Annotated in this window: 20 protein-coding genes; 15 read left to right on the forward strand and 5 right to left on the reverse strand. The window is 72.1% G+C overall.

Features of this window, described 5'->3' with window-relative positions; all coding sequences use genetic code 11:
• Window positions 1–72: 72 nt before the first annotated feature.
• The gene (locus ACZ69Q_RS31155; RefSeq protein WP_471048087.1) at window positions 73–1,827 is read right to left on the reverse strand and encodes a fatty acyl-AMP ligase; all 1,755 of its coding nucleotides are present in this window, start codon (window positions 1,825–1,827) and stop codon (window positions 73–75) included.
• Between the two features lie 512 nt (window positions 1,828–2,339).
• On the opposite strand from ACZ69Q_RS31155, the gene ACZ69Q_RS31160 reads away from it, so the two are divergent.
• The 6 genes from ACZ69Q_RS31160 to ACZ69Q_RS31185 are packed head-to-tail and all read left to right on the forward strand — an operon-like array spanning window position 2,340 to window position 7,994.
• The gene (locus ACZ69Q_RS31160; protein ID WP_471048090.1) at window positions 2,340–4,133 is read left to right on the forward strand and encodes an ATP-binding protein; all 1,794 of its coding nucleotides are present in this window, start codon (window positions 2,340–2,342) and stop codon (window positions 4,131–4,133) included.
• Window positions 4,130–4,552, forward strand: coding sequence for a roadblock/LC7 domain-containing protein (locus ACZ69Q_RS31165; RefSeq protein ID WP_471048093.1), 423 nt, complete (start codon window positions 4,130–4,132; stop codon window positions 4,550–4,552). Before ACZ69Q_RS31160 ends, ACZ69Q_RS31165 begins: the two co-directional genes overlap by 4 nt.
• Entirely contained in the window at window positions 4,549–4,911 is a 363-nt protein-coding gene (locus ACZ69Q_RS31170) for a DUF742 domain-containing protein (RefSeq protein ID WP_393506226.1), read from the forward strand. The genes ACZ69Q_RS31165 and ACZ69Q_RS31170 overlap by 4 nt, the downstream gene beginning before the upstream one ends.
• Entirely contained in the window at window positions 4,883–5,521 is a 639-nt protein-coding gene (locus ACZ69Q_RS31175; protein ID WP_471048097.1) for a GTP-binding protein, read from the forward strand. Before ACZ69Q_RS31170 ends, ACZ69Q_RS31175 begins: the two co-directional genes overlap by 29 nt.
• 5 nt (window positions 5,522–5,526) lie before the next feature.
• Entirely contained in the window at window positions 5,527–6,765 is a 1,239-nt protein-coding gene (locus ACZ69Q_RS31180) for a cytochrome P450 family protein (RefSeq protein ID WP_471048100.1), read from the forward strand.
• On the forward strand, window positions 6,762–7,994 hold the full coding sequence (locus ACZ69Q_RS31185; protein WP_471048102.1) for a cytochrome P450 family protein: 1,233 nt from the start codon (window positions 6,762–6,764) through the stop codon (window positions 7,992–7,994). Before ACZ69Q_RS31180 ends, ACZ69Q_RS31185 begins: the two co-directional genes overlap by 4 nt.
• 144 nt (window positions 7,995–8,138) lie before the next feature.
• Here ACZ69Q_RS31185 and ACZ69Q_RS31190 read toward each other — a convergent pair whose 3' ends face one another.
• On the reverse strand, window positions 8,139–9,671 hold the full coding sequence (locus ACZ69Q_RS31190; protein ID WP_471048105.1) for a helix-turn-helix domain-containing protein: 1,533 nt from the start codon (window positions 9,669–9,671) through the stop codon (window positions 8,139–8,141).
• A gap of 218 nt (window positions 9,672–9,889) precedes the next feature.
• Here ACZ69Q_RS31190 and ACZ69Q_RS31195 point away from each other — a divergent pair, with 218 nt between their 5' ends.
• The 4 genes from ACZ69Q_RS31195 (at window position 9,890) to ACZ69Q_RS31210 (ending at window position 12,910) form a co-directional block, all read left to right on the forward strand.
• Window positions 9,890–10,510 carry an L-threonylcarbamoyladenylate synthase gene (locus ACZ69Q_RS31195; RefSeq protein ID WP_471048108.1) on the forward strand — a complete coding sequence of 207 codons (621 nt, stop codon included), beginning with the start codon at window positions 9,890–9,892 and terminating at the stop codon, window positions 10,508–10,510.
• A gap of 122 nt (window positions 10,511–10,632) precedes the next feature.
• A complete protein-coding gene (locus ACZ69Q_RS31200) occupies window positions 10,633–11,388 on the forward strand; it encodes a dienelactone hydrolase family protein (RefSeq protein ID WP_471048111.1) in 756 nt (251 codons plus the stop codon).
• 101 nt (window positions 11,389–11,489) lie between these two features.
• A complete protein-coding gene (locus ACZ69Q_RS31205) occupies window positions 11,490–12,053 on the forward strand; it encodes a carboxymuconolactone decarboxylase family protein (protein ID WP_471048113.1) in 564 nt (187 codons plus the stop codon).
• Window positions 12,050–12,910 (forward strand): RNA polymerase sigma-70 factor, encoded by an 861-nt coding sequence (locus ACZ69Q_RS31210; protein ID WP_471048116.1) that lies wholly within the window; start codon window positions 12,050–12,052, stop codon window positions 12,908–12,910. Before ACZ69Q_RS31205 ends, ACZ69Q_RS31210 begins: the two co-directional genes overlap by 4 nt.
• 91 nt (window positions 12,911–13,001) lie before the next feature.
• On the opposite strand, the gene ACZ69Q_RS31215 is transcribed toward ACZ69Q_RS31210, so the two are convergent.
• A complete protein-coding gene (locus tag ACZ69Q_RS31215) occupies window positions 13,002–13,889 on the reverse strand; it encodes an SDR family NAD(P)-dependent oxidoreductase (RefSeq protein ID WP_471048118.1) in 888 nt (295 codons plus the stop codon).
• Between the two features lie 71 nt (window positions 13,890–13,960).
• Between ACZ69Q_RS31215 and ACZ69Q_RS31220 the strand changes: the two genes are divergently transcribed.
• The 3 genes from ACZ69Q_RS31220 to ACZ69Q_RS31230 all read left to right on the forward strand — a co-directional run bounded on the left by ACZ69Q_RS31220 (window position 13,961) and on the right by ACZ69Q_RS31230 (window position 17,016).
• A complete protein-coding gene (locus ACZ69Q_RS31220) occupies window positions 13,961–14,893 on the forward strand; it encodes a LysR family transcriptional regulator (protein ID WP_471048121.1) in 933 nt (310 codons plus the stop codon).
• Window positions 14,894–14,992: 99 nt separating this feature from the next.
• The gene (locus tag ACZ69Q_RS31225; protein ID WP_471048124.1) at window positions 14,993–15,793 is read left to right on the forward strand and encodes a DUF899 domain-containing protein; all 801 of its coding nucleotides are present in this window, start codon (window positions 14,993–14,995) and stop codon (window positions 15,791–15,793) included.
• 2 nt (window positions 15,794–15,795) lie between these two features.
• Window positions 15,796–17,016: an MFS transporter gene (locus ACZ69Q_RS31230; RefSeq protein ID WP_471048127.1), complete on the forward strand. Its 1,221-nt coding sequence runs from the start codon at window positions 15,796–15,798 to the stop codon at window positions 17,014–17,016.
• Between the two features lie 11 nt (window positions 17,017–17,027).
• On the opposite strand, the gene ACZ69Q_RS31235 is transcribed toward ACZ69Q_RS31230, so the two are convergent.
• Together ACZ69Q_RS31235 and ACZ69Q_RS31240 are read right to left on the reverse strand one after the other, a co-directional pair.
• Window positions 17,028–18,029 (reverse strand): alpha/beta fold hydrolase, encoded by a 1,002-nt coding sequence (locus ACZ69Q_RS31235; protein WP_471048129.1) that lies wholly within the window; start codon window positions 18,027–18,029, stop codon window positions 17,028–17,030.
• Window positions 18,030–18,159: 130 nt separating this feature from the next.
• Window positions 18,160–19,071, reverse strand: coding sequence for an arginase family protein (locus ACZ69Q_RS31240; protein ID WP_471048131.1), 912 nt, complete (start codon window positions 19,069–19,071; stop codon window positions 18,160–18,162).
• 237 nt (window positions 19,072–19,308) lie between these two features.
• Here ACZ69Q_RS31240 and ACZ69Q_RS31245 point away from each other — a divergent pair, with 237 nt between their 5' ends.
• Together ACZ69Q_RS31245 and ACZ69Q_RS31250 are read left to right on the forward strand one after the other, a co-directional pair.
• Window positions 19,309–20,178 carry an MHYT domain-containing protein gene (locus ACZ69Q_RS31245; protein WP_471048133.1) on the forward strand — a complete coding sequence of 290 codons (870 nt, stop codon included), beginning with the start codon at window positions 19,309–19,311 and terminating at the stop codon, window positions 20,176–20,178.
• Between the two features lie 102 nt (window positions 20,179–20,280).
• Window positions 20,281–21,783 carry a metallophosphoesterase family protein gene (locus tag ACZ69Q_RS31250; protein WP_471048135.1) on the forward strand — a complete coding sequence of 501 codons (1,503 nt, stop codon included), beginning with the start codon at window positions 20,281–20,283 and terminating at the stop codon, window positions 21,781–21,783.
• Window positions 21,784–21,841 lie beyond the last annotated feature (58 nt).

The following is a 21,841-nucleotide window of genomic DNA, read 5'->3' on the forward strand; positions in this document are numbered from 1 at the left end:
TGTGAAGGTACGGCCGCTGCGCCCGTCGTACGGCGGACGCGCCGGGCGTGCGACGAGCGGACGGGCGCGGTGTCAGCTCAGGGGACCGGGCACGGTGATCACGGCGAGCGTGCCCTCCAGGTACGCCGACCGGGAGGCGCGGCGCTGGATCTTGCCGCTGGACGTCTTGGGGATGGTGCCCGGCTGGACCAGGACGACATCGCGCACGGACAGGCCGTGGGCCTCGCCGATGCCGCTGCGGACGACGTCGATGATCTTCTCCGCCTCGGAGGCCGTGTCCGGGGCGATCTCGGCGATCACGACGGCCTGTTCGCCGCCTGCTCCCACACCAGCCCCGTCGCCCCCGTCGCCCCCTTCGACAGAGAACGCGGCGGTGCAGCCGGGGCGCAGGGCGGGGTGGGCCATCTCGGCGGTCAGTTCCAGGTCCTGCGGGTAGTGGTTGCGACCGTCGATGACGATGAGGTCCTTCAGACGGCCGGTGACGAACAGCTCGCCGTCGCGCATGAATCCGAGGTCGCCGGTGCGCATGAAGCGGCCGTCGTGGCCGGCCAGGGTGGCGCGGAAGGTCTCGCGGGTGGCGAGGGCGTTGCGCCAATAGCCCTTGGCGACGCTCGCGCTGCGCACCCAGATCTCGCCGGTCCGCCCCTCGGGCAGCTCCTCGTGCCGTTCGGGGTCGGCGATGGCGACGGTGACATCGGGTCCCGGCCGGCCGCAACTGACGGCCGCGGCGTCGGACTGACCGGCGTGCGGGCCGGTTTCGGGGGCCTGGAGCAGGGTGGGCGCGGTGTGGGCCGTGCTGCCGGTGACCATCAGGGTGGCCTCGGCGAGGCCGTAACAGGGGTAGAGGGACTCACGGCGGAAGCCGGCCGGGGCGAACGTGTCGGCGAAGCGCCGCAGGGTTGCGGCACGGACGGGTTCGGCGCCGTTGAAGGCGACCTTCCAGCTACCGAGGTCGAGTTCGTCGAGGAGTGCGGGGGTCGCGTGCTTGAGGCAGAGCTCGTACGCGAAGTTGGGGCCGCCGCTGGTGTGCGGGCGGTAGTGGCTGATCGCGGTCAGCCATCGCTCGGGCCGCTGGAGGAAGTGCAGCGGCGAGAAGAGGGTGGCGGTGACACCGAGGTACACGGTGTTGAGGACCGGGCCTATGAGGCCCATGTCGTGGTACACCGGCAGCCAGCTCACGAACATCTCGTGGCCGTGCTCCGCGATGGTCTCCGGTGTGTGGCCCATGCGCTCGGTGATGACCCGCTCGTTGTCGAGAAGGTTTCCGTGCGTGACCATCACACCGCGCGGGGCGGAGGTGGAGCCGGAGGTGTACTGGAGGAACGCGACGGAGTCGGCGGTGAGTTCGGGCTCGCGCCACGAGCCGGCGATCTCGTCGGGGATGTCCTCGGTGGCCACGCAGGTGATGTCGGCCAGCTCGGGCAGGTGTTCCGCGAGGCCGGCCAGGGCGGTGATGACCTCGCGCCCGCCGAGGATCACCTTGGCGTCTGCGTCGGCGATGAGCCGCTTCATCCGGGTCAGGGCGCGGTGGTTCTGCGCTCGGCCCTGCGGCGGGACGCCCGGAACGGCGACGACCCCGGCCGCGAGGCAGCCGAGGTAGCCGCAGATGAAGTCCAGGCCGGGCGGGTACAGCAGCATGGCGCGGGTGCCTGCCAGGCCGCGCTCCTGGAGCCAGGCGGCGACGGCCCGGGACCGCTCGACGAGACGGCCGTAGGAGATCTCCTGGATCTCGCCGTCATGGTCGCCGGTCGCGAGGTAGCGGTAGGCGGTTCGGTCGGGGTGGTGGGCGGCGTGCTGGGACAGCAGATCGACCAGGGATCGAACCATGTTGCGAGTCTCACCTGTCTGCATCGAGGGCGACGAACTGGAGTTCGAGGGCCAGGCACTGGAAGGGTGCGGACGCCTCGGTCGATCGGCCCCCTTGCCAACCCCGTCTCGACAGCCCGCCCAGGGGTCACGGCACCGATGCGCCGACCCCCCGGCATTCCCCCCGTCCGGCTTGCTACCGGTGAGTAGCACCATAGCAACTCACCGAGTTCGACAGGCCGAACACATGTAAACCCTACGTGTCCAAAGCGTGTTGACGCAGCGGGGGTCCCCGCACGGCCCGCCCCGAGCCCCCGTGAGCAGGCGAATCGGCGTCAACTCGGGCCTGTCGTACGGCAATTCAGACAGTCCGCGCAGAAGTGAGCAGAGTCCCTTCACTTTCGAAGCGAAGTATCCGTCGACCGTGCGAGATCAGTCGATGACGGTGTGTACTGTGCTGCGAGCGGCCCGCCCGGCGGCCCTCGGAACCAGCCCTGCCCAACTGCCCCGAACCGACCACTGGAACGCATTCGATGATCGAACTACCGGACCTGGCGACCGGCGGTCTCGCCGTCGGCATGCTGTCCGCACTCGCCTTGGGCGGCGGGCTGCTGCGCGCACAGCGACAACAGGCGCGTCAGCGTGCCGAGATCGACGCGCTGCGCCGCCAGCTCGACGGCGTGGTCGCGGCGTTCACGGCCGAGGTCGAGCACCTGGCGGCCCGGCGTGTCCCGGCCGCCGCCCAACAGGTCACCCATCTCCACGTCCCCGTGCCGGGCCCGCTGCATCCGCAGACCGCGGGGTCACCACTGGGCCCGGCGCTGGAGCACGTACTGAACGGGCTGCGGGTGGAACTGCTCGCGCAGCGCACGCGGATCGACGCCGCGGCCCAGGCCGGAATGCGCGGGGCGACCCGCGAGATCCAGGCGGCCCTGTACCGGCTCCAGGACGCGCTTCGCGGGCTTCAGCAGAAGTACGACGACCCGGAGTTGACCCAGACCCTGTTCCAACTCGACCACGAGAACGAGCAGTCGCTGCGGCGGGCGCAGGTCGCGGCCGTGGTGTGCGGGGCCTGGGTCGGGCTCGCCCGCGAGGAGTCGCATCTGGTGGACGCGGTGACCGGCGGCCAGGCCCGGCTCGCGGGCTACCACCGGATCCGGATCCACAACCACCTCGCCGCGGGCACCGGACTCGTGTCGCACGCGGTGGAGCCGGTCGCGATCATCGTCGCCGAGCTCCTCGACAACGCCCTGCGGCACTCCGCGCCGGACACCGACATCGTGGTCAACCTGGAGCACGTCCATCACGGGGTCTGCGTCACGGTGGACGACGCGGGCCTCGGCATGACCCAGGACGAACGCGCCCGCGCGCAGCGGCTGGTGGCGGGCTCCGAGCCGATCCTCCTCACCGAGCTGGGCGATCCACCGCGCATGGGGCTCGCCGCGATCGGGCAGCTCACGCGGCAGTTCGACCTGAGTGTCGACCTCTCCTCGCCGTCGCCGTACGGCGGGGTGCGGGCCGTACTGCGGGTCGACAGCCATCTGCTCAGCGATATCGACCCCGGCGAACACCCGCCCGCGGCCAGCGCCCCGCGCTCCACGCGCCCGACGACCCGGGACGAGGCGACCGGGACCGGCGAGGACCGGGACGCGGTGACCGGGACCGGCAAGTCCCGAGGCGCGGCGAGCGGGACCGGCGAGGTCCGGGGCGAGGCGAGCGGGACCGGCAAGTCCCATGGCGAGGCGAGCGGGACCGGCAAGTCCCGAGACGAGGCGTCTCGAGAGCCGGAGCACAAGCCTTCCCGTGACGCGCGGCCAGGGGCACAGGCGTCAGCCGCCTCCCCCGCCGAGGCGACCCGTGCCTCCCGACCCGAGCCGGCCACCGCCTTCCCCACCGAACCGTCCACAGCCACGGGCACGGGCACGGCCGCCCAACCGTCCGCCGACGCATCCGGCACCACACACGGATACGGGACCGAGCACGACCACGCCACCGACACCGTCTCCGGGCATCACGGTCCACGGGACACCGGCGGTCTCCCGCAGCGCCGGCGCCGCCGGACACGCATGACCCCGGCGTCCGATGACGCGCCGGCCCCGAGACCCGCCGAGCGCCGCCCCGAGCAGGCCGCCGCCGCGCTGGGTGCGCTTCAGGCCGGCACCGCCGCGGCGCGGAAGGCGGCCGGTGAGCCCACCGGTGACGACGCCTCCACCGCCGTACCGGAGACCGCGCGAGCGGACCCCCGGCGTGACGAAGCCGTCGCGCACCACACCGACCAGTCCAACCACGACCACGAACACGACCACGAAGGGGGAACGGCTCGATGACCAGCCGCGACGCGGGAGACACGGCCTGGGTGCTCGAACCGATCCTGGAGGTGCCGCACGTGGTGGCCGCCGTGCTGCTCACGCGGGACGGCCTGGTGACCGGGTACACCGACGCGCTCAGCCGGCCGTCGGCCGATCGGGTGGCCGCGATCACCAGCACGGTGCAGGGCGCGTGCCGTACGGCGGCCGCCGCGTTCGCCGACCGGGAGCGCGCCGAGGTACGGCAGGTCGTGATCGAGTCCGACCACGGCTATGTGCTGATCGTGCCGACGGACCACGGCTCCTGTGTCGCCGCGTACGGGGACGGAGAGGTGCGCCTGGACATGCTCGCCCACCGGGTGCACTCGCAGGTGGCGCGACTGGGTGAGAAGGCGATGGCCGCCGCGCCCCGAGGTGCCGACGGCGGCGCGTCGGCATGACCGGCCGCCGTGGCGGCCGCCCCCTGGTTCCCGCGTATCTGTCGACCGGCGGCGTGGCCCGGCCCAGCCGCCCCCATCTGGAGCGGCTGTCGGTGCTCACCAGCACCCGTACGGCCGCGCCCGCCGGTCTGCCCGCAGCGCAACTCGCCCTGCTGGACGCCCTGGACGACGGTTCGCTCACGGTGGTTGAGGCGGCGGCGCTGCTGCGGCTGCCCGTGTCCGCCGTACGCGTTCTCGCGGGCGAGCTCATCGACCGGGAGCTGGCGTCGTCACGCGCCCCGATCCCGCCCGCCGAGCGCTTCGACCCCGACCTGCTGAAGAGAGTGGCCGATGGCCTTCGCGCCCTCAAGCACACCTAGCCGCACCGGCGATGACCCCCGTGACTCGGGGGACATCCACCTGCCCGACACCGCCCGCGACCTGGTCAAGATCCTCGTCGCCGGCCCGTTCGGCGTGGGCAAGACGACCCTGATCGGTTCCGTCTCCGAGATCCGGCCGCTGCACACCGAGGAGCCGATCAGCGAGGCGTCCGCGCCGCTGGACGACCTGGCCGGGGTGCGGGACAAGGCGACGACCACGGTCGCCGTCGACTTCGGCCGGATCAGCCTGCCGGGCGGGGTCGTGCTGTATCTGTTCGGCACGCCCGGCCAGGAGCGGTTCCGGGCGCTGTGGGACGACATCGCCTACGGCGCGCTGGGGGCGCTCGTCCTGGTCGACAGCCGCCGCATCGACGCGTCCTTCGACGTGCTGGGGCTGGTGGAGGAGTCGGGGCTGCCGTACGCGGTCGCCTTCAACGCCTTCCCGGACGCGCCCCGGCACCACACCGAGGAACAGTTGCGCGCCGCCCTGGACCTGGCCGCGGGCACACCGATGGTGACGTGCGACGCGCGCGACGCCGACTCGTCCGTCGACGCGCTGCTCGCACTGGTCCAGCACCTGATCGACCGTCACGCTCCTGAGGACCGGTGACCCGGATGACCACCCACTCCCCCGACCGGCAGACCTTCTCCCGCTCGGCACCCGTGCGGCTGTGGGAGGACGGCTTCGCGCTGGATCCGTATCCCTACTACGACGCCCTGCGCACCCAGGGCCCGGTCGGCTGGGCCGAGTTGGCGCCGGGCGTCCCGGCGTACGTCGTCACCGACCGGCGGGCGGCGCTGGATCTGCTGCGCGACACGGAGACGTTCTCGCACGACCCGCGGCCGTGGGAGGCCACGGTCGCCGACGACTCGCCGGTCCTCGGCATGATGCGCTGGCGGCCCAACACCCTGTTCGCCGACGGGGCGGCCCATGTCCGCTACCGCACCTCGCTGATCGACACGTTCGACCGGATCGAGCCGCACGATCTGCGGGCCCGGGTGCACCGGGCGGTGCGGGTGCTGGCCGGCCGGTTCGGGCCGAAGGGCGAGGCCGACCTGGTGACCGAGTTCGCCCGGCCGTTGATGGCGCTGGTGTTCAACAGCCTCTTCGGGCTGCCCGACAGCCACAGCGACCGGCTCAACGCCGCGCTGGGCAAGATGATGGAGGGCGGCGCCGAAGCGGCCGAGGGCGAGGCGGAGTTCGGCGGTTACGTACTGGAGCTGATCGCGGCCAAGTCCGAGGAGCGGGGTGACGACCTGCCGAGCCGGCTCCTTGACCACCCCGCCGGGCTCACCCCGGAGGAGGTCACCTGGCAGGTGTTCCTCACCCTGGGCGCCGGGCACGAGCCGACGGCCAACCTGGTGTCGAACGCGCTGTCCCGCATCCTCGGCAATCCGCAGTACTACTCCACCCTGACCAGCGGGGCCCGCCCGGTGACGGACGCGGTGGTGGAGGTGCTGCACCACGAGACCCCGCTGGCCAACTACGGCATCCACTACGCGCGCGGCCCGGTGTCCTTCCACGGCACCTGGATCAGGGCCGCGGTACCTGTCGTCGTCTCCTACGGGGCGCTCGCGCACTTCGCCGAGCGGGAGGTCACCAGTGGCCGCCATCCCCGGGACGCGTCGCACCTGTCGTGGTCCGCGGGCCCGCACGCGTGCCCGGTGCGGCAGCACACGCTCCTCATCGCCACCGAGGCGATCGAGCGGCTCACCCAGTGGCTGCCCGATCTGGAGCCGGTGCTGCCCCGGGAGCGCCTGACCTGGCGGCCCGGCCCGTTCCATCGCTCGCTGACCTCGCTGCCCGTCCGGTTCAGCCCCCGCTCCCCCGACCAGCCAGGAGTCCCCTCGTGACCGTGTCCGACCGCACCGACCGCTTCGCCCTCGACCCGTTCGGCGCCGACATCCCAGGCGAGAGCGCCCGGTTGCGCGCCCTGGGCCCGATCGTGCCCGTGGACCTGCCGGGCGGCATCCCCGCATGGGCGCCCACGGGCTACGACACGCTGAAGGAACTCATCCTCGATCCCCGGGTCAGCAAGGATCCGCGGCGGCACTGGCGGCTGTGGCCGGAGATCGGCGAGCGCCCCTCCTGGGGCTGGATCCTTGGCTGGGTCGGCGTGGTCAACATGCTCTCGACGTACGGCACCGACCACACGCGGCTGCGCAGGCTGGTGGCGCCGAGCTTCACTCAGCGGCGCACTGAGGTGATGCGTCCGCGCGTGGAGGCGATCACCGCGGAGCTGCTCGACACCCTCGACAAGGGGGACGCGGAGGTCGATCTCAAGGCCGGGTTCGCCCATCCCCTGCCGATGCGGATGATCTGCGAACTGTTCGGTGTCCCCGAGGAGTTGCAGGACGCGACCGGGACCCTGATCGCGGCGATCATGGACACCTCCGACCCGAGTCCGGAGCACGCCGCGTTCGTGCAGGAGCAGATCGGCACGGTACTGCCCGCGCTCATCGCCCACCGCCGCGAGCACCCCGGGGACGATCTGACGACCGAGCTGATCCGGGTGCGCGACGAGGACGGCGACCGGCTCAGCGACGAGGAGCTGTTGTACACGCTGCTGCTGGTGATCGGCGCCGGGTTCGAGACGACGGTCAATCTCATCGGCAACGCGGTCGTCGCCCTGCTGGCCCATCCCGAGCAGCTCGCCGGCGTACGGTCCGGAGAGATCGGCTGGGACGCGGTGATCGACGAGACGCTGCGGGTCCACCCGTCGATCGCGTCGCTGCCGCTGCGGTTCGCCGTCAGCGACATCGAGGTCGGGGACGTGACCATCGCGGCCGGGGACGCCATCATCACGACGTACGCCGCCGCGGGGGTGGATCCCGCGCACTACGGCCCGGACGCGGACTCCTTCGACGCCTCACGCGGGGCCGATGACCATCTGGCGTTCGGGATCGGTGTGCACCGGTGCATCGGGGCGCCGCTGGCCCGCGTCGAGGCCCTGACGGCGCTGCCCGCCCTCTTCGACCGTTTCCCCGACCTGCAGTTGGCCGTGCGCGAGGAGGAACTGCGTCAGGTGCCCTCGTTCATCGCGTTCGGCTGGCAGGAGATCCCGGTGCTGCTGCGCGGATGACCGTTCCCCTGCACGGATGACCGGTTCGGGCGCGGGGACGCGACCGGTCCCCCGTTCCGGTCGTGTCCCCGCGGAGAGTCGAACTTACTTCTGCGACGGAGGCATTGGGTATCGCGTCGGTGCCCACTGCGGGCCCCGCGGCACTCACCCGTGCACAAGTGAGTCCGGAAGGCCCGTTTTCGCCCCGTGGCGGGCGGGCTGATCCGAGTCGTCCAGCGCGAGATGGGCCAGGACGACCTCGTACAGGTCGCTGCCGCCGGCCAGGAGCTGGCGTTCGAGGACGGGTTCCGCACTGCGGACGTGCTCACGGACGGTCTGGGCGTGGACGCCGAGGGTCTGCGCCGTCCGTTCGGCGTTCGCGCCCTCGGCGATCCAGGTCCGCAGGGTGCGGCGCAGGTCCCGGGTGTCCTGGTCGAGGTGGGCGAGGAGATCCTGCGCCCAGGTGCGCATGGCGGGGCCCGACAGCAGGTCCCACAGCGCGACGGGGGCCTTGTCCGAGCCGCCGGCGTCGACCGGTGTGTCCGCCAGGCTCACCTGGATGTTGAGCGCGAGATGGACGACGGCCCGGGACGTGAGGTTGCCGAAGTCCGTGCGCAGCAGGGCTTCCACGCGTTCCATGCGGGCGCGGACGGTGTTGCGGCTGACGCCGAGGACCTTGGCCGCGTTCACGGCGGTGAACTCAAGGCCCAGCCGAGTGGTGGCGAGCAGTTCGGCGCGGGTGTGGTGGGGCAGCGTGTCGAGCGGGCGCAGCAGCCGGTCGGTCCACTCGCGCAGGGCCACCGGGTCGATGAGACGCTCGGGGTGGGTGCGTTCGGCGTAGACCGCCGCCTTGTCCGGGCGGAAGTGGGCGACGGCGAGCGCGCTGACGGCCTGCCCGTACGCGGTGGCGGTGCGGGCCAGGCTCTGCCGGGCGCTGCCCCCGATGAAGGTGCGCGGTCGCCCGCCGATCAGCGACCGGAGCTCCCGGGCCTCCGACTCCCCCGGCGTCACGACGATCACATGCTCGTCCACCGCCGGGCAGAGCACGACGAGGGCGCGCTCGCCCGTCACGTCGATGCACTCCTCGGCGACCAGGTCGCGCTCCTCGACGGTGCCCTCGACGACGTGGACGCAGGCGGTGTCGGTGTCGAGCAGGCCGGGCCAGAGTCCCGCGGCGACACGGCGCGCCGAGACGGTGTCCTCCACCATCAGCAGTTGCAGGATCGCCAGCCGCAGATCGGACGTGGCCCGTTCGAGCCGGAGGCGGGCGGCGGCCGTCTCGTCCGCCTTGAGCAGGAGTTCGATGACCTGGACGGTGTGCGTGACGATGTCGGAGGTGCGCCGGTCGAAGGGGGTCTCGCGCGACACGGCGAGAACGCCCGCCGCCGGGGGGTTCGGGTACGTCACTCTGACCAGTCGCAGATGACGGCCCTGCCCCTCCCAGGCGGCGGAGGCGATCCGGCCGGCGGCGACGGCCGCGACGAGGTCGTCGTCCAGCGACGGCATGGTCCCGGCGAGAAGCCTGCCGGTGTCGTCCTGGAGCGAGGCGGCACCCTGCACGGTGTCGGCGAGCCAGGCGACGACCCGCCGGACGTCCCGCCCGTTGGGCCGCAGATGCTCCAGCAACTCCTCGGCCCACGCCGATCCGTCGGCGCTCCCCGTCCCCGCCCGACGGTTCCCGTCCTCTCTGCCAGCCACTCGGCCCTCACCTCGCCCTGCACTTCATCCACCACGGACCGGTCGGGGACGTTACCTCACGCATCCGCGGGTACGGAGTGGCCGGACGTCGACCCGAACGGCCGGACGTTGCCGAATTCCGCATTACAGCGAATTCCCCGCCGCAACGGCCGCATGCCGTGGACGTGACTGCCGCGGCCTGCGCGGCTGCGGGGGCGCGCAGGGCATAGGCTCGGTGAATGGCGAAGTACTTCGACGTGCACCCCGACAACCCCCAGCCGCGCACCATCGCCCAGGTCGCGGACAACATCCGATCAGGTGCGCTCATCGCGTATCCGACGGACTCCTGCTATGCGCTGGGCTGCCGACTGGGCAGCCGTGACGGCATCGACCGGATCCGTGCCATTCGCCGACTGGACGACCGGCACCACTTCACCCTCGTCTGCCAGGACTTCGCGCAGCTCGGCCAGTTCGTGCGGATCGACAACGACGTGTTCCGCGCCATCAAGGCGTCTACGCCCGGCAGCTACACCTTCATCCTGCCCGCGACGAGGGAGGTGCCGCGCATGCTCCAGCATCCGAAGAAGAAGACGGTGGGTGTGCGCATCCCCGACCACGTCGTGACGCAGGCGCTGCTCAGCGAGCTCGGGGAGCCGCTGCTGTCCAGCACTCTGCTGCTGCCGGACGAGGACGAGCCGATGACGCAGGGCTGGGAGATCAAGGACCGGCTCGACCATGTGCTGGACGCGGTCGTCGACTCCGGTGACTGCGGCACCGAGCCGACGACGGTGATCGACTTCTCCGGCGGCGAGGCCGAGATCGTGCGCGAGGGAGCGGGTGACACCTCCCGGTTCGAGTAAAGCCGTCCCCAAGCGGGAGGGGGTGCCGCGGGCCGTTGGATGGTGCATGAAACCATGTGCGCGGCCCGGCTCCACCGGGTCGGCGACCCGTTCGCCGTGAACTGCGCAGAGAGGCAACCCCCATGACCTCCGTACAGGGAACCGCCGTCGACATCCCCACCGAGGACGGCATCGCCGACGCCTATCTGGCCCACCCCGCCGACGGCGAGCCCCGACCCGCCGTCCTGCTCTACATGGACGCCTTCGGTCTGCGGCCGAGGCTGGAGGAGATGGCGGACCGGCTCGCCGAGGCCGGGTACACGGTGCTGGTGCCCAACGTGTTCTACCGGGCCGGGCGCGCTCCGCTCTTCGACCTGCCCGAGTTCATCGATCCGGAGGCGCGGCCGGAGATCTTCCAGAGCATCATGCCGGTCATGCAGCAGCTCACGCCCGAGGCGGCGATGCGGGACGCCGGCGCCTATCTGCGCTGGCTGGCCGACTGCCCGGTGGCGGCCGACGGCCCGGTCGCGCTGACCGGCTACTGCATGGGCGCGCGGCTGTCCCTGCTCACCGCCGGCACCTATCCGGACCGGGTGGCCGCGGCGGCGGGCTTCCACGGCGGACGGCTGGCGACCGAGGCGCCCGACAGTCCGCACCTGGTGGCCGAACACATCACCGCCGAGCTGTACTTCGGGCACGCCGACCAGGACCCGTCCCTGCCCGTCGAGCAGATCGAGCGCCTGGAGAACACGCTCACGCAGGCCGGTGTACGGCACCGCTGCGAGGTCTACCCGGGCGCCGGGCACGGATACACGCAGTCCGACACCTCCGCCTACAACCATGAGGCGGACGAGCGGCACTGGGCGGCACTTCTGGACCTGCTGAAGCGGACGTTCTGAGACCGTCCGCGGCCCACCGAACGGCGTGGGCGGAGCGCCTGTCACGTTCGCGGTCCCGCCGGTGTCTTCATGGCGAACCGACGGACCACAAGGAGGACACCATGGCGCTTCGCCTCCCGAAGGCAGAGCTTCCTCTCGAACTCAGGGAGAACATGATCAAACTGTTCGGGGCCGTGCCCGAGAACGTCGAGGTGGTGTGGCACAGCCCCGAAGTCGGCCGGGACAGCCTGGAGTTCGGCGGCAGGGTGGGCGCGTGGGAGGCGGCGGACGCGGGTCTGAAGTCGTTCGCGCACATGGCCGTCGCGACACAGGTCGGGTGCAGTTGGTGCCTCGACGTCGGCTACTTCCAGGCGCAGAACCAGAACCTGGACCTGGCCAAGGCGAGCCAGGTGCCACGCTGGCGGGACTCGGCGGTGTTCTCGCCGCTGGAGCGGGACGTGCTGGAGTACGCCGAGGCCATGACGAACACGCCGCCGACCGTCACGGACGAGCTGTACGCGGGTCTGCTGGAGCGGCTGGGAGCCGCGGCGATGGTCGAACTCACCACGTACATCGCCTACGTCAACCTGGCGACCAGGGCCAACGTGGCGAACGGGGTCCGGTCGCAGGGATTCTCCGACGCCTGCGAGATCCCGCTCGCGGCCCCTGCCACGTCCGCGTCATGAGTGACGATCCCTTCGTCGTCCACCGCAGACTGCTGTTCACGGTCGCCTACGAGATGCTCGGCTCGGCCGCCGACGCGGAGGACGTCCTTCAGGAGTCCTGGCTGCGGTGGGCCGAGGTCGACCACGCACAGGTGCGTGACCCGCGTGCCTATCTCGTCCGGGCCGTCACCCGGCAGGCGCTCAACCGCCTGCGTTCGCTGGCGCGCATGCGCGAGGACTACGTCGGCGAGTGGCTGCCGGAACCACTGCTGACGAGCCCCGATGTCGCCGAGGACGTCGAACTCGCGGAGAGTGTGTCGATCGCGATGCTGACGGTGCTGGAGACCCTGGCTCCCGTGGAGCGGGCGGTGTTCGTGCTCCGCGAGGTCTTCGACCTGCCGTACGGCGAGATCGCCGAGGCCGTCGGCAAGTCCGCGCCCACGGTCCGGCAGATCGCCCGGCGGGCCCGCGAGCACGTGGCGGCTCGGCGGCCCCGGATGCGGGTGAGCCGCTCGGAGCAGCAGGCCGTGGTGGAGAGGTTCCTGGCGGCGCTGCGCAACGGGCGGCTCCAGGACCTGATGGAGGTCATGGCGCCGGACGTCGTCCTCGTCACCGACGGCGGTGGGCTGGCGGCCGCCGCTCTGGCCCCGGTCCACGGTGCCGAGGTCGTGGCGACGCTGCTCACGCGCGCCGACCGGGCCGCGTTCGAGACGACGGCCGTATGGCTCAACGGAGCGCCGGCGGCCCGGGTCGAGACCGACGGTCAGTTGGCCGCGGTGAGCGTGGTGGTGGAGGACGGCCGGATCACCCGCATCTACGCGACGGCCAACCCGCGGAAGCTGACGCGGCTGGACGAGTTGGTCGACCTCGCACGGTGATCCACCCCATAGCGCCTTCCTGAGGGAGCCGGACGGTACGCACCGGCCGGCACCCTCATGTGCGGCACCAAGGGCGTTGCCGATGTTCGTTTCAGGGCGTGAGCAACCGGTCCTGCTCCACCGGGGGTGTGCCGTCGTGCCAGTCCAGGGCCTTGCCGAAGCGGACCAACTCGCCGTACAGGGACGGGTCGACATGCTCGGCGAAGATCAGGTCGAGCACCGGGCGCGCGGCGTCGGACGGGGACCGCGCGTGGCTGTAGTCGCTGAACCAGGGGCGTGAGGTCGCGGTGTCGACCATGCCGGGGCAGACGGCGGCGATCAGGGTGTCGGTGGCCAGGTCGTGGTCGCGGCGCTCGGCGGCGACCGCGCGGACGGCGGCGACCTGGGCGACCTTCGAGGGCACGTTCAGCCAGATCGGCCAGCCCGCCTCGGTGGCCGTGCGTTGGTGGACGGCGCTGCGCCAGGACTCGACGGCGTACTCGACCTGGCCGAGGCTCGCGCCGTCGAACAGATGGTGCAGCCGCTGGTCGAGGTGACCGAGGGTGCCCAGAGTGCTGGCCACGACGAGCAGCCGGCCGCCCGGGCGCAGTACCGGGCCGAAGGAGCGCAGGACGGCGTGCGTGGCGGTGTTGGAGACGTCGATGAACTCGTCGGCGCGTTCCGCCTGCGACTCCTCGGGCAGCAGGCGGGCGACCGCGTTGGAGACGACGACGTCGACTCCGCCGTGGCGGGCCCGGAGGTCCTCGGCGAGGCGGGCGATGGCGTCGGTGTCGGTGACGTCCAGGACCCGGCCCTCGACGCGGGCGCGCGTGCCGGGCAGCCGGGTGACCTCGTGGACGGCTTCGGTCACGCGCTGCGGGCTGCGACCGGTGAGCAGTACCAGGTCGTCCTGGTGCATGCGGGCCGCGAGTCCTTCGACGAGGGCGCGGCCGAGTCCCTGGTTGGCGCCGGTGACGAGGGCGATGCGGGAAGCGTTCATGCCTGCCACGCTAGGAACGCCGCGTCCATGAGTCCAACGAGAGTTGAGCACGTGTGGTATGCGTGAACGTCATGGACTTCACCGATGTGTCGCTGACCGCGCTGCGTGTGTTCCGGGCGGTGGCCGAGCAGGGGACTTTCACGGCGGCCGCCGGGACACTGGGGTACACCCAGTCGGCGGTGTCCCGGCAGATCGCCGCGATCGAGCGGGTCGCGGGCGCGGAGTTGCTGGAGCGGCGACGCGACGGGGTGCGGCTCACGGCGGCCGGCCGGGTCGTCATGCGCCGGGCGACGGTCGTGCTCGACGAGATCGAGTCGACCGCGCGGGAGCTGTCGGGGCTGCCCGATCAGGCCGGGACCGTGCGACTGGGCTGGTTCCCCAGTGCCGGCGCCGTGCTGGTGCCCAGGGCGCTGGCAGCCCTGCGCCGCACGCACCCCGGTCTGGAGGTCGTCGGCCGCGAGGGCGGCACTCCGGCGCTGGTGCGCGCGCTGCGGTCCGCCACCCTCGATCTGGCGCTGCTCGGGTCGGCGCCGCCGTTCCGGGCCCCGGACACGGAGTCACCCCCGCTCGTGCTGCGGACGCTCAGCGAACGTCCCCTGCGGCTGGCGGTGCCCGCCGCGCACCCGCTCGCGCGCGGTGACTTCGTCGATGTGGCCGACCTGCGCGGGCAGCGCTGGATCGCCGGTTCCGCCTCCGGTGAAGACGGTTCGATGGGGGTGTGGCCGGGCCTGGACGAGCGGCCGGAGATCGCCCACACGGCCCGTGACTGGCTGGCCAAGCTCCATCTCGTGGCCGCCGGCTGCGGGCTGACGACCGTGCCCGCCGTCCTCGCCTCCGCGGCGCCGCCCGGTGTCCGCGTCCTCCCTGTCCGCGGCGGCCCCCAGGAGCAGCGGCGCCTCGTCCTGGCCCGCCTGCCCCAGCCGCCGACCGAGCCGGTCACCCGGGTGGCGGCCGCCCTGCGCGCCGCCGCACTCGACGCGGACTCCCCCGCCGAGCCCTCCTGAGAGGCGGGGCGAACACGTGCGGCGCCGATGGGGCGGGCGCAAGCTGGAACGGTGCCCGCACCGCCCGCCGGCACGACCAGAGCTGTGGGGAGACTCCGTATGACCTCGATGGCGAACCTGCCCGACGTGGTGTCACGCGAGGAGTGGCTCGCCGCCCGCAAGGAGCTGTTGGCCCAGGAGAAGGAGCTCACGCGCGCACGCGACCGGGTCAACGCCGAGCGGCGGCGCCTGCCGATGGTCCGCGTCGACAAGCCGTACGTCTTCGAGGGGCCGAACGGGCGGGTCGGTCTGCTCGACCTGTTCGAGGGGCGACCCCAGCTCGTCATGCATCACTTCATGTGGACGTACGACATCGACGCCGACGGCACCGAGCACCCCCGTGACACGGGCTGCTCTAGCTGCTCCTCGGCGGCCGACCAGATCCCGGCCGGGCTGCGGCAACTGAACGTCCGCAACACCGCCCTGGCGGCGGTGACCCGGGCGCCGTACGCGAAGCTCGCGGCGTACCGGGAGCGGATGGGGTGGTCGTTCCCCTGGTACTCCTCGGCGGGCAGCGACTTCAACTACGACTTCCACGCCACCGTCGACGAACGGGTCGCACCGGTCCAGGTGTTCCATCGCACCGAGGCCGAACTGGCCGAGGCGGGGCAGCCGTGGTCGGCCGGGATGCGCGGCGACTATCCGGGGATCAGCGCGTTCCTGCGCGTCGGGGACGAGGTCTTCCACACCTATTCCACGTTCGGCCGTGGCATCGAGGAGTTCCACAACTGCTACCCGTACCTCGATCTCACCGCGCTCGGCCGTCAGGAGGCATGGGAGGAGCCGAGGGGCCGTGCGCAGCCGTTGGGTCTGCAGGTCGGCGGGCCCGGCATGCGGCTGCCCGACGAGTACGACGTCTGACGATGCCGGTCCAGGACGGCACCCGGGCAACGGACCTCGGTGCACGACGGGCGTGGCGGGCGTGTCTGCTGGGCGGGGCGGTGTTCGCGGTGGGCATGGCCGGGACCACGCTGCCGACTCCCCTCTACGGCCACTACCAGGACAAGTTCGGGTTCTCCGAGCTGACGGTGACCATCGTGTACGCGGTGTACGCCTTCGCGGTCATCGCCGTACTGCTGCTCGCGGGCAACGCCTCGGACGTGGTGGGCCGGCGTCCGGTGATCCTCGCGGCCCTGGGCTGCGCGGCCGTGAGTGCCGTCTGCTTCCTGTCGGCCACCGCGCTGGGCTGGCTGTACGTGGGGCGGCTGCTGTCGGGCCTGTCGGCCGGTCTGCTCACCGGGGCCGCCACGGCGTACGTCATGGAACTGGCCCCTCGCGACGGCGCCGCCCGCGCCACGCTGGTCGCGACGGCCGCCAACATGGGCGGGCTGGGCTGCGGTCCGCTGCTGGCCGGCGTGCTGGCGCAGTACGCTCCCTGGCCGCTGTATCTGCCGTTCGCCGTGCACCTCGCCCTGGTGGCCTGCTCGGCGGCGGTCGTGCTGCGTCTGGCGGAGACCGTCCGGGAGCGGCGCTCGGTCGGTACCGTACGGCCGCAGAAGCCGAGTCTGCCGCCGCAGGTGCGGCCGGTGTTCGGCCCGGCGGCGACCGCCTCGTTCGTGGGGTTCGCGCTGTTCGGTGTGTTCACATCGGTCAGTCCCGCCTTCCTCGCGGAGTCCCTCGACGAGCGCAACCACGCCGTGAGCGGGCTCGTCGTGGCGATGGCCTTCTTCGCCTCGACCGCCGGGCAACTGGCCGTGGGCCGGGTGGGCGTGAGCCGGTCGTTGCCGCTGGGCTGCGCGCTGCTGCTCGTCGGGCTGGCGTTGCTCGCGGGAGCGCTGTGGTGGGACCTACTGGCGCTGGTGGTGGCGAGCGCGGTCGTCGGCGGGGTCGGTCAGGGGCTGGCGTTCCGGGCGGCTCTGTCGGCGGTGGCCGAGGCCTCCCCGGCGGACCGGCGCGCGGCCGTCATCTCGACGCTGTTCGTCGTGGCGTACGGCGGCATCTCCCTGCCGGTCATCGGCGTGGGAGTGCTGACCGGCCCGATGGGTCTGGAGGGCGCGGGTCTGGTGTTCATCGCCTGCATGACGGTCCTGGTCACGTCGGCCGCCGCCTATCTGGTGCGGCGGCCGGTGGCGGCGGGGACGTGAGCGTTCGGCGGCTAGGCGATCCCCTGCAGGGAGTCGAGCCATTCGGTCAGGAGTCGGTTGGTCTCCTGCGGGCGTTCCTGCTGGATCCAGTGGCCGCAGCCGTCGAGGACGTGCGAGGAGCTCAGGCCGGGCAGGGTGGTCGGGTAGGCCGCGATCGCGTCGGCGAGCCAGGTGGTCGAGGGGTCCAGCGCACCGCCCAGGAACAGTGAGGGCTGGGTGATGGGGGCGCCGGTGTGGTCGGCGAGATCCGCCCAGTCCCGGTCCATGTTCCGGTAGCGGTTCAGCGCCCCGGTCAGGCCGGTGCGTTCGAACTCCCCGGCGTAGACGTCCAGGTCCGACTCGTCGAGCCAGTCCGGGAGACGGCCGGCGGGGAACCGGTCGCGCAGTGTGCCGCCCGACGTGACGAAGTGCGGGTCGGGGGCGCCGGGCCCCGGCATGGTGTCGGCGGACAGGGCGGCGTAGAAACCGGCCAGCCAGCCGCGGACGTCGGGCTCGATCTCGGCCTCGGCGCGGCCGGGCTCCTGGAAGTAGGAGACGTAGAACTCCTCCGGGCCGCCGCCCATCCCCGCGAAGACCTCGCTCGGCTTCGGGCCGCCGGGCGGGGTGTAGGGCACGCTCAGCAGGCCGACCGCGTGGAACACGTCGGGGCGCAGCAGCGCGGAGGTGGCGGCGATGGTCGCGCCCCAGTCATGCCCGACGATGGCCGCGGAGCGCTCGCCGAGGGCGTCCACGACGGCGACGTTGTCCTCGACCAGTTCCAGCAGCCGGTACGAGTCCGCGGCCTCGGGCCTGGAGGACCGGCCGTAGCCGCGTACGTCGACGGCGACCGCGCGGTATCCGGCCGCCGCGAGCGCCGGCAGTTGCCGGCGCCAGGAGTACCAGCACTCCGGGAAGCCGTGCACGAGAAGGACCAGCGGTCCTGTCCCCTGTTCCGCGAGATGGATCCTGCCCGCGGGAGCGGGGACGAGGCGGTGCGTGACGTCCGTCGACGTCGCGTGGGCGGGGTGCGGCATGTTTCCTCCCGGACGGCGCGTGAGCGGCGGGTCTGGCGGTGGCCATCCTGCTTCGGCCGGGAGAGGCGTCGCGATCCTTGTTGCCGGTTCGGCAAATTCGTAGGGGTCGTCCAGCTCTCGTACGCCCCGTTCACGGACCGCGCCGCGTGTCCTCCGCGTCGGCGCGCGCCGACAGTGCCCTGCGCAGGCATTCGGCGAGACGGGCGGCGATCGTGCCGTCCGGGTCGAGGCGGGGGTTGAAGATCGTGACGTCCAGTCCCATGGCGCCGGGGTCGGCCAGTGCCGTGCTCAGCACGCTCTCCAGTTCCTGCCAACTCAGGCCGCCCGGCTGCCGGTAGTCGACGGCGGGCATGACCGCGTCATCCAGAACGTCGACGTCGAGGTGCACCCAGAACCCGGTGCTCGCGCCCGCGGTGAGCAGGTCCACGGCCCGGCGCGCCGCGGAGGCCACGCCGGCCGCGCGCACCCCGTCCAGGTCGAGGGCGTGCAGCTTGGGCGGGAGCGGCTGCATACCGGCCTCGGCGGACTCGTCCGTGTCGCGGAAGCCGAAGGCCACCACGTCCTCGTCGCGCAGCAGGGGCCCGCGCCCCTCCAGGTCGGCGAGCGGGCCGGGTCCGCGCCCCGTGGCGAGGGCGAGTTCCATCGAGGCCGCCTCGCCGTTGGGTTCCGCCGAAGGCTGGTAGAAGTCGGTGTGCCCGTCGAGGAACAGCAGTCCGGGGCGTCCGCGACGGTGCAGGGCGAGGAGGTTGCCGAGCAGGACGGTGCAGTCCCCGCCGAGGACGACCGGGAAACGGCCGCCGTCGAGGACGTCGCCGACGGCGTCCGCCAGCCGGACGGAGAACTCCGCGATGCCGTGCGGGTTGAGGACTCCGGTGTCGGCGTCGCGCGTCGGGTCGTAGGGCGGTGGCTCGATACGTCCGGCCCGTACCGCCGGCAGGCCGGCGAGCAGTCCCGCCTCCAGCAGGGCCGCCGGCAGGCGCTGGACCCCGGACGGCCGCAGGCCCAGCACGGACGGCGCCTCGATGATCGCGAGCTCCTCCATGTCGGGCCCTTCCCGCCGATCTCTGCCGCCGGAGGTGCTGGTTCCGGCCCTCACTCCATCTGTGCCATATCCGCGGGACCGACACCACTCGTGGCCGGATCCCGCCCTTATGTGACCGGAGTCGATCCATGTTGATACAGAGTTCAACGGCTACCGACGGTAAAGGCTTGCTTCGCGCTCCGTTGCCCCGTACACCTTGCTCCACAACTAGCCGTGACTCTGGGGGGAGTTGGCTTTATGGAAGGCACGGTTGACGGGTTCCGCTACGGTGCGGTGACCCCGGTGGCCGCCTATGTGATGGCCTGTCTGGGAGGAGCGCTGGGACTGCGCTGCATCGTGCGGTCCCTGCTGGGGGGACAGGCGTGGAAGCCGGGCTGGCTGGCGCTCGGCGCGGCGTCCATCGGCTCCGGCATCTGGACGATGCACTTCATCGCCATGATCGGCTTCCAGGTCGAGGAGACCCGGATCCGCTACGAGACGGGGCTCACCGTCCTCAGTCTCGTGGTGGCGATCGTCGTGGTCGGTATCGGCGTGTTCATCGTCGGCTACCTGGGCGCCGGCCGGGGGGCGCTGGGCAGCGCGGGCGTCGTCACGGGGCTCGGGGTGGCGGCCATGCACTATCTGGGGATGGCGGCGCTGCGCCTGGACGGCGACCTCGAGTACGACGCGATCACCGTCGCCCTGTCGGTCCTGATCGCGATCATCGCGGCGACCGCGGCGCTGTGGGCGGCCGTGACGATCCGCGGATTCCTCACCAGCCTCGGGGCCAGCCTCGTCATGGGTGTGGCGGTGTCCGGGATGCACTACACCGGCATGGCGGCCGTCAGTGTCCATCTGCACGGCACGACCGGCGCCTCGTGGGCCGGTGACTCGCCCACCTCGCTGCTGCTTCCCATGCTGCTGGGACCGACCGTCTTCCTCGTCCTGGCCGGAGTGGTCGTGATGTTCGACCCGCTCCTGGTCCTCGGCGAGGGCAACCTCTCGGGCGCGGACCGGCGCACCGCGACGGCCGGCGGACCGCCGCAACGGCCCCGCCACGACCCGGCGCCGAAGGCTCCCGCCGGCACGGCGCGACCCAGGCGGGAGACATACGCCCGCAGGCGGTGACCGGGCGGTGCGGGGCGTGAGGACGCCGCGCCCCCGCACCAGGACTCGCCGCTCCCCCGCACCCCCTCTCGGCGTTCTCTAGATCATTGTTACGGTGCACCGGTGTCTGACTCCTCTCGCGATACCGTCGAAGGCGCCGGCTGGGGCGCAACCGAACTCGGCACGTACAAGCGGCTGATGCCGGCCGAGGTCGAGAAGATCTCCTGGCTGGACCCCCGGATGCTGTGGGCCGCCCGCAACGGTGTGCTGGCGTCCTGGTTCGGGGATCCCACGGGACGCACCCGCAGCCGCTGGGTGGCGCAGCGCTCTGCCGCCGGCGCGCCCGCCGACAAGGTGATCCGGCGCGACGATCCCGACCGGTTCTCGTTCCTCGTCATCGGTGACACCGGCGAGGGCGACGACCCTCAATACTCCGTCGTGCCGGGCTTTTTGAAAGCCGGTCAGGACACCAGGTTCGCGGTCCTCGCCAGCGACGTGATCTACCCGGTCGGCAGCGCGGACGACTACGGCACCAAGTTCTTCCGGCCCTACCAGGACTACCAGGCGCCCATCTACGCGATACCGGGCAACCACGACTGGTACGAGGACCTCGGCGCGTTCATGCGCGTCTTCTGCGACGACGCCCCGCCCCTCGCCCCGGAACCCGCGCCGCGCGTGCTCAGCCGGGCCTGGCTGCGGCAGTTGCTGTGGCACCGGCCGCGCAAGGGTGACGGCCAACGACTGGACGCGGCACGTCAGTTGCGGTCGGCGGCCGCACAACAGGCCGTGCAGCCGGGGCCGTACTGGGCGATCGACGCCGGCCCGGTGCGGATCATCGGCATCGACACCGGACTGCTCGGCACCCTGGACGCCGAACAGGGCGCGTGGCTGCGCGAGGTGTCGCGGGGGCCCCGGCCCAAGATCCTCATCACGGGCTCGCCGCTGTACGTGGACGGCGAGCATCATCCCTGCGCCATCGAGGGCGGCGGTACCGTCGACGACATCGTCCGCGACCCGGCGCACCGCTATGTCGCGGCGATAGGCGGCGACATCCACAACTACCAGCGCTATCCCGTCCGGGTGGACGACCGCACGATCCAGTACGTGGTCTCGGGCGGCGGCGGCGCGTTCATGCACGCCACGCACACCATCCCGCGGGTCTCCATCGGCAACGTCACCGAGAGCGAGTTCCGCTGCTATCCGCTGCGCGGCGACTCCCTGGCGTTCTACAGCAAGCTGTACGGCCGCCGCCTGCGCCTGCGCCGCTTCTTCACCCTCACCGAGGCCGAGGCGTCGGCCGTGGTGGCCGAGCGCCTCGAGATCCCGCTGACCCGCTACCAGCAGAAGACCGCCCGCGTCACCTGGCGCGTCAGGCTGGTCGCCGGTCTGCTCGGCGCCGGCCGGCGCCCCGACCGCACCGCGCGCTTCCGCCTCCCGGTGCGCAAGATCTACACGTCGTTGTTCTCCCCGAGCTCGGCGACGTACAGCCCGCCGTTCTTCAAGCAGTTCCTCCGACTGGACGTCAGCCCGGAGGCCGTGCGGCTGCGCTGCCACGCCGCCACCGGCAGCCGCGCGCAGGAGTTGGACCCGCCGGTCGAGGACGACGTGACGATCCCGCTGGTCTGACCTGGAGATACGGGAACAGCGTCGGTCGCGGGCGCGTTGGCAGTGCCGTACGGCTTGA

It is taken from the genome of Streptomyces sp. NPDC036764 (assembly GCF_055609385.1).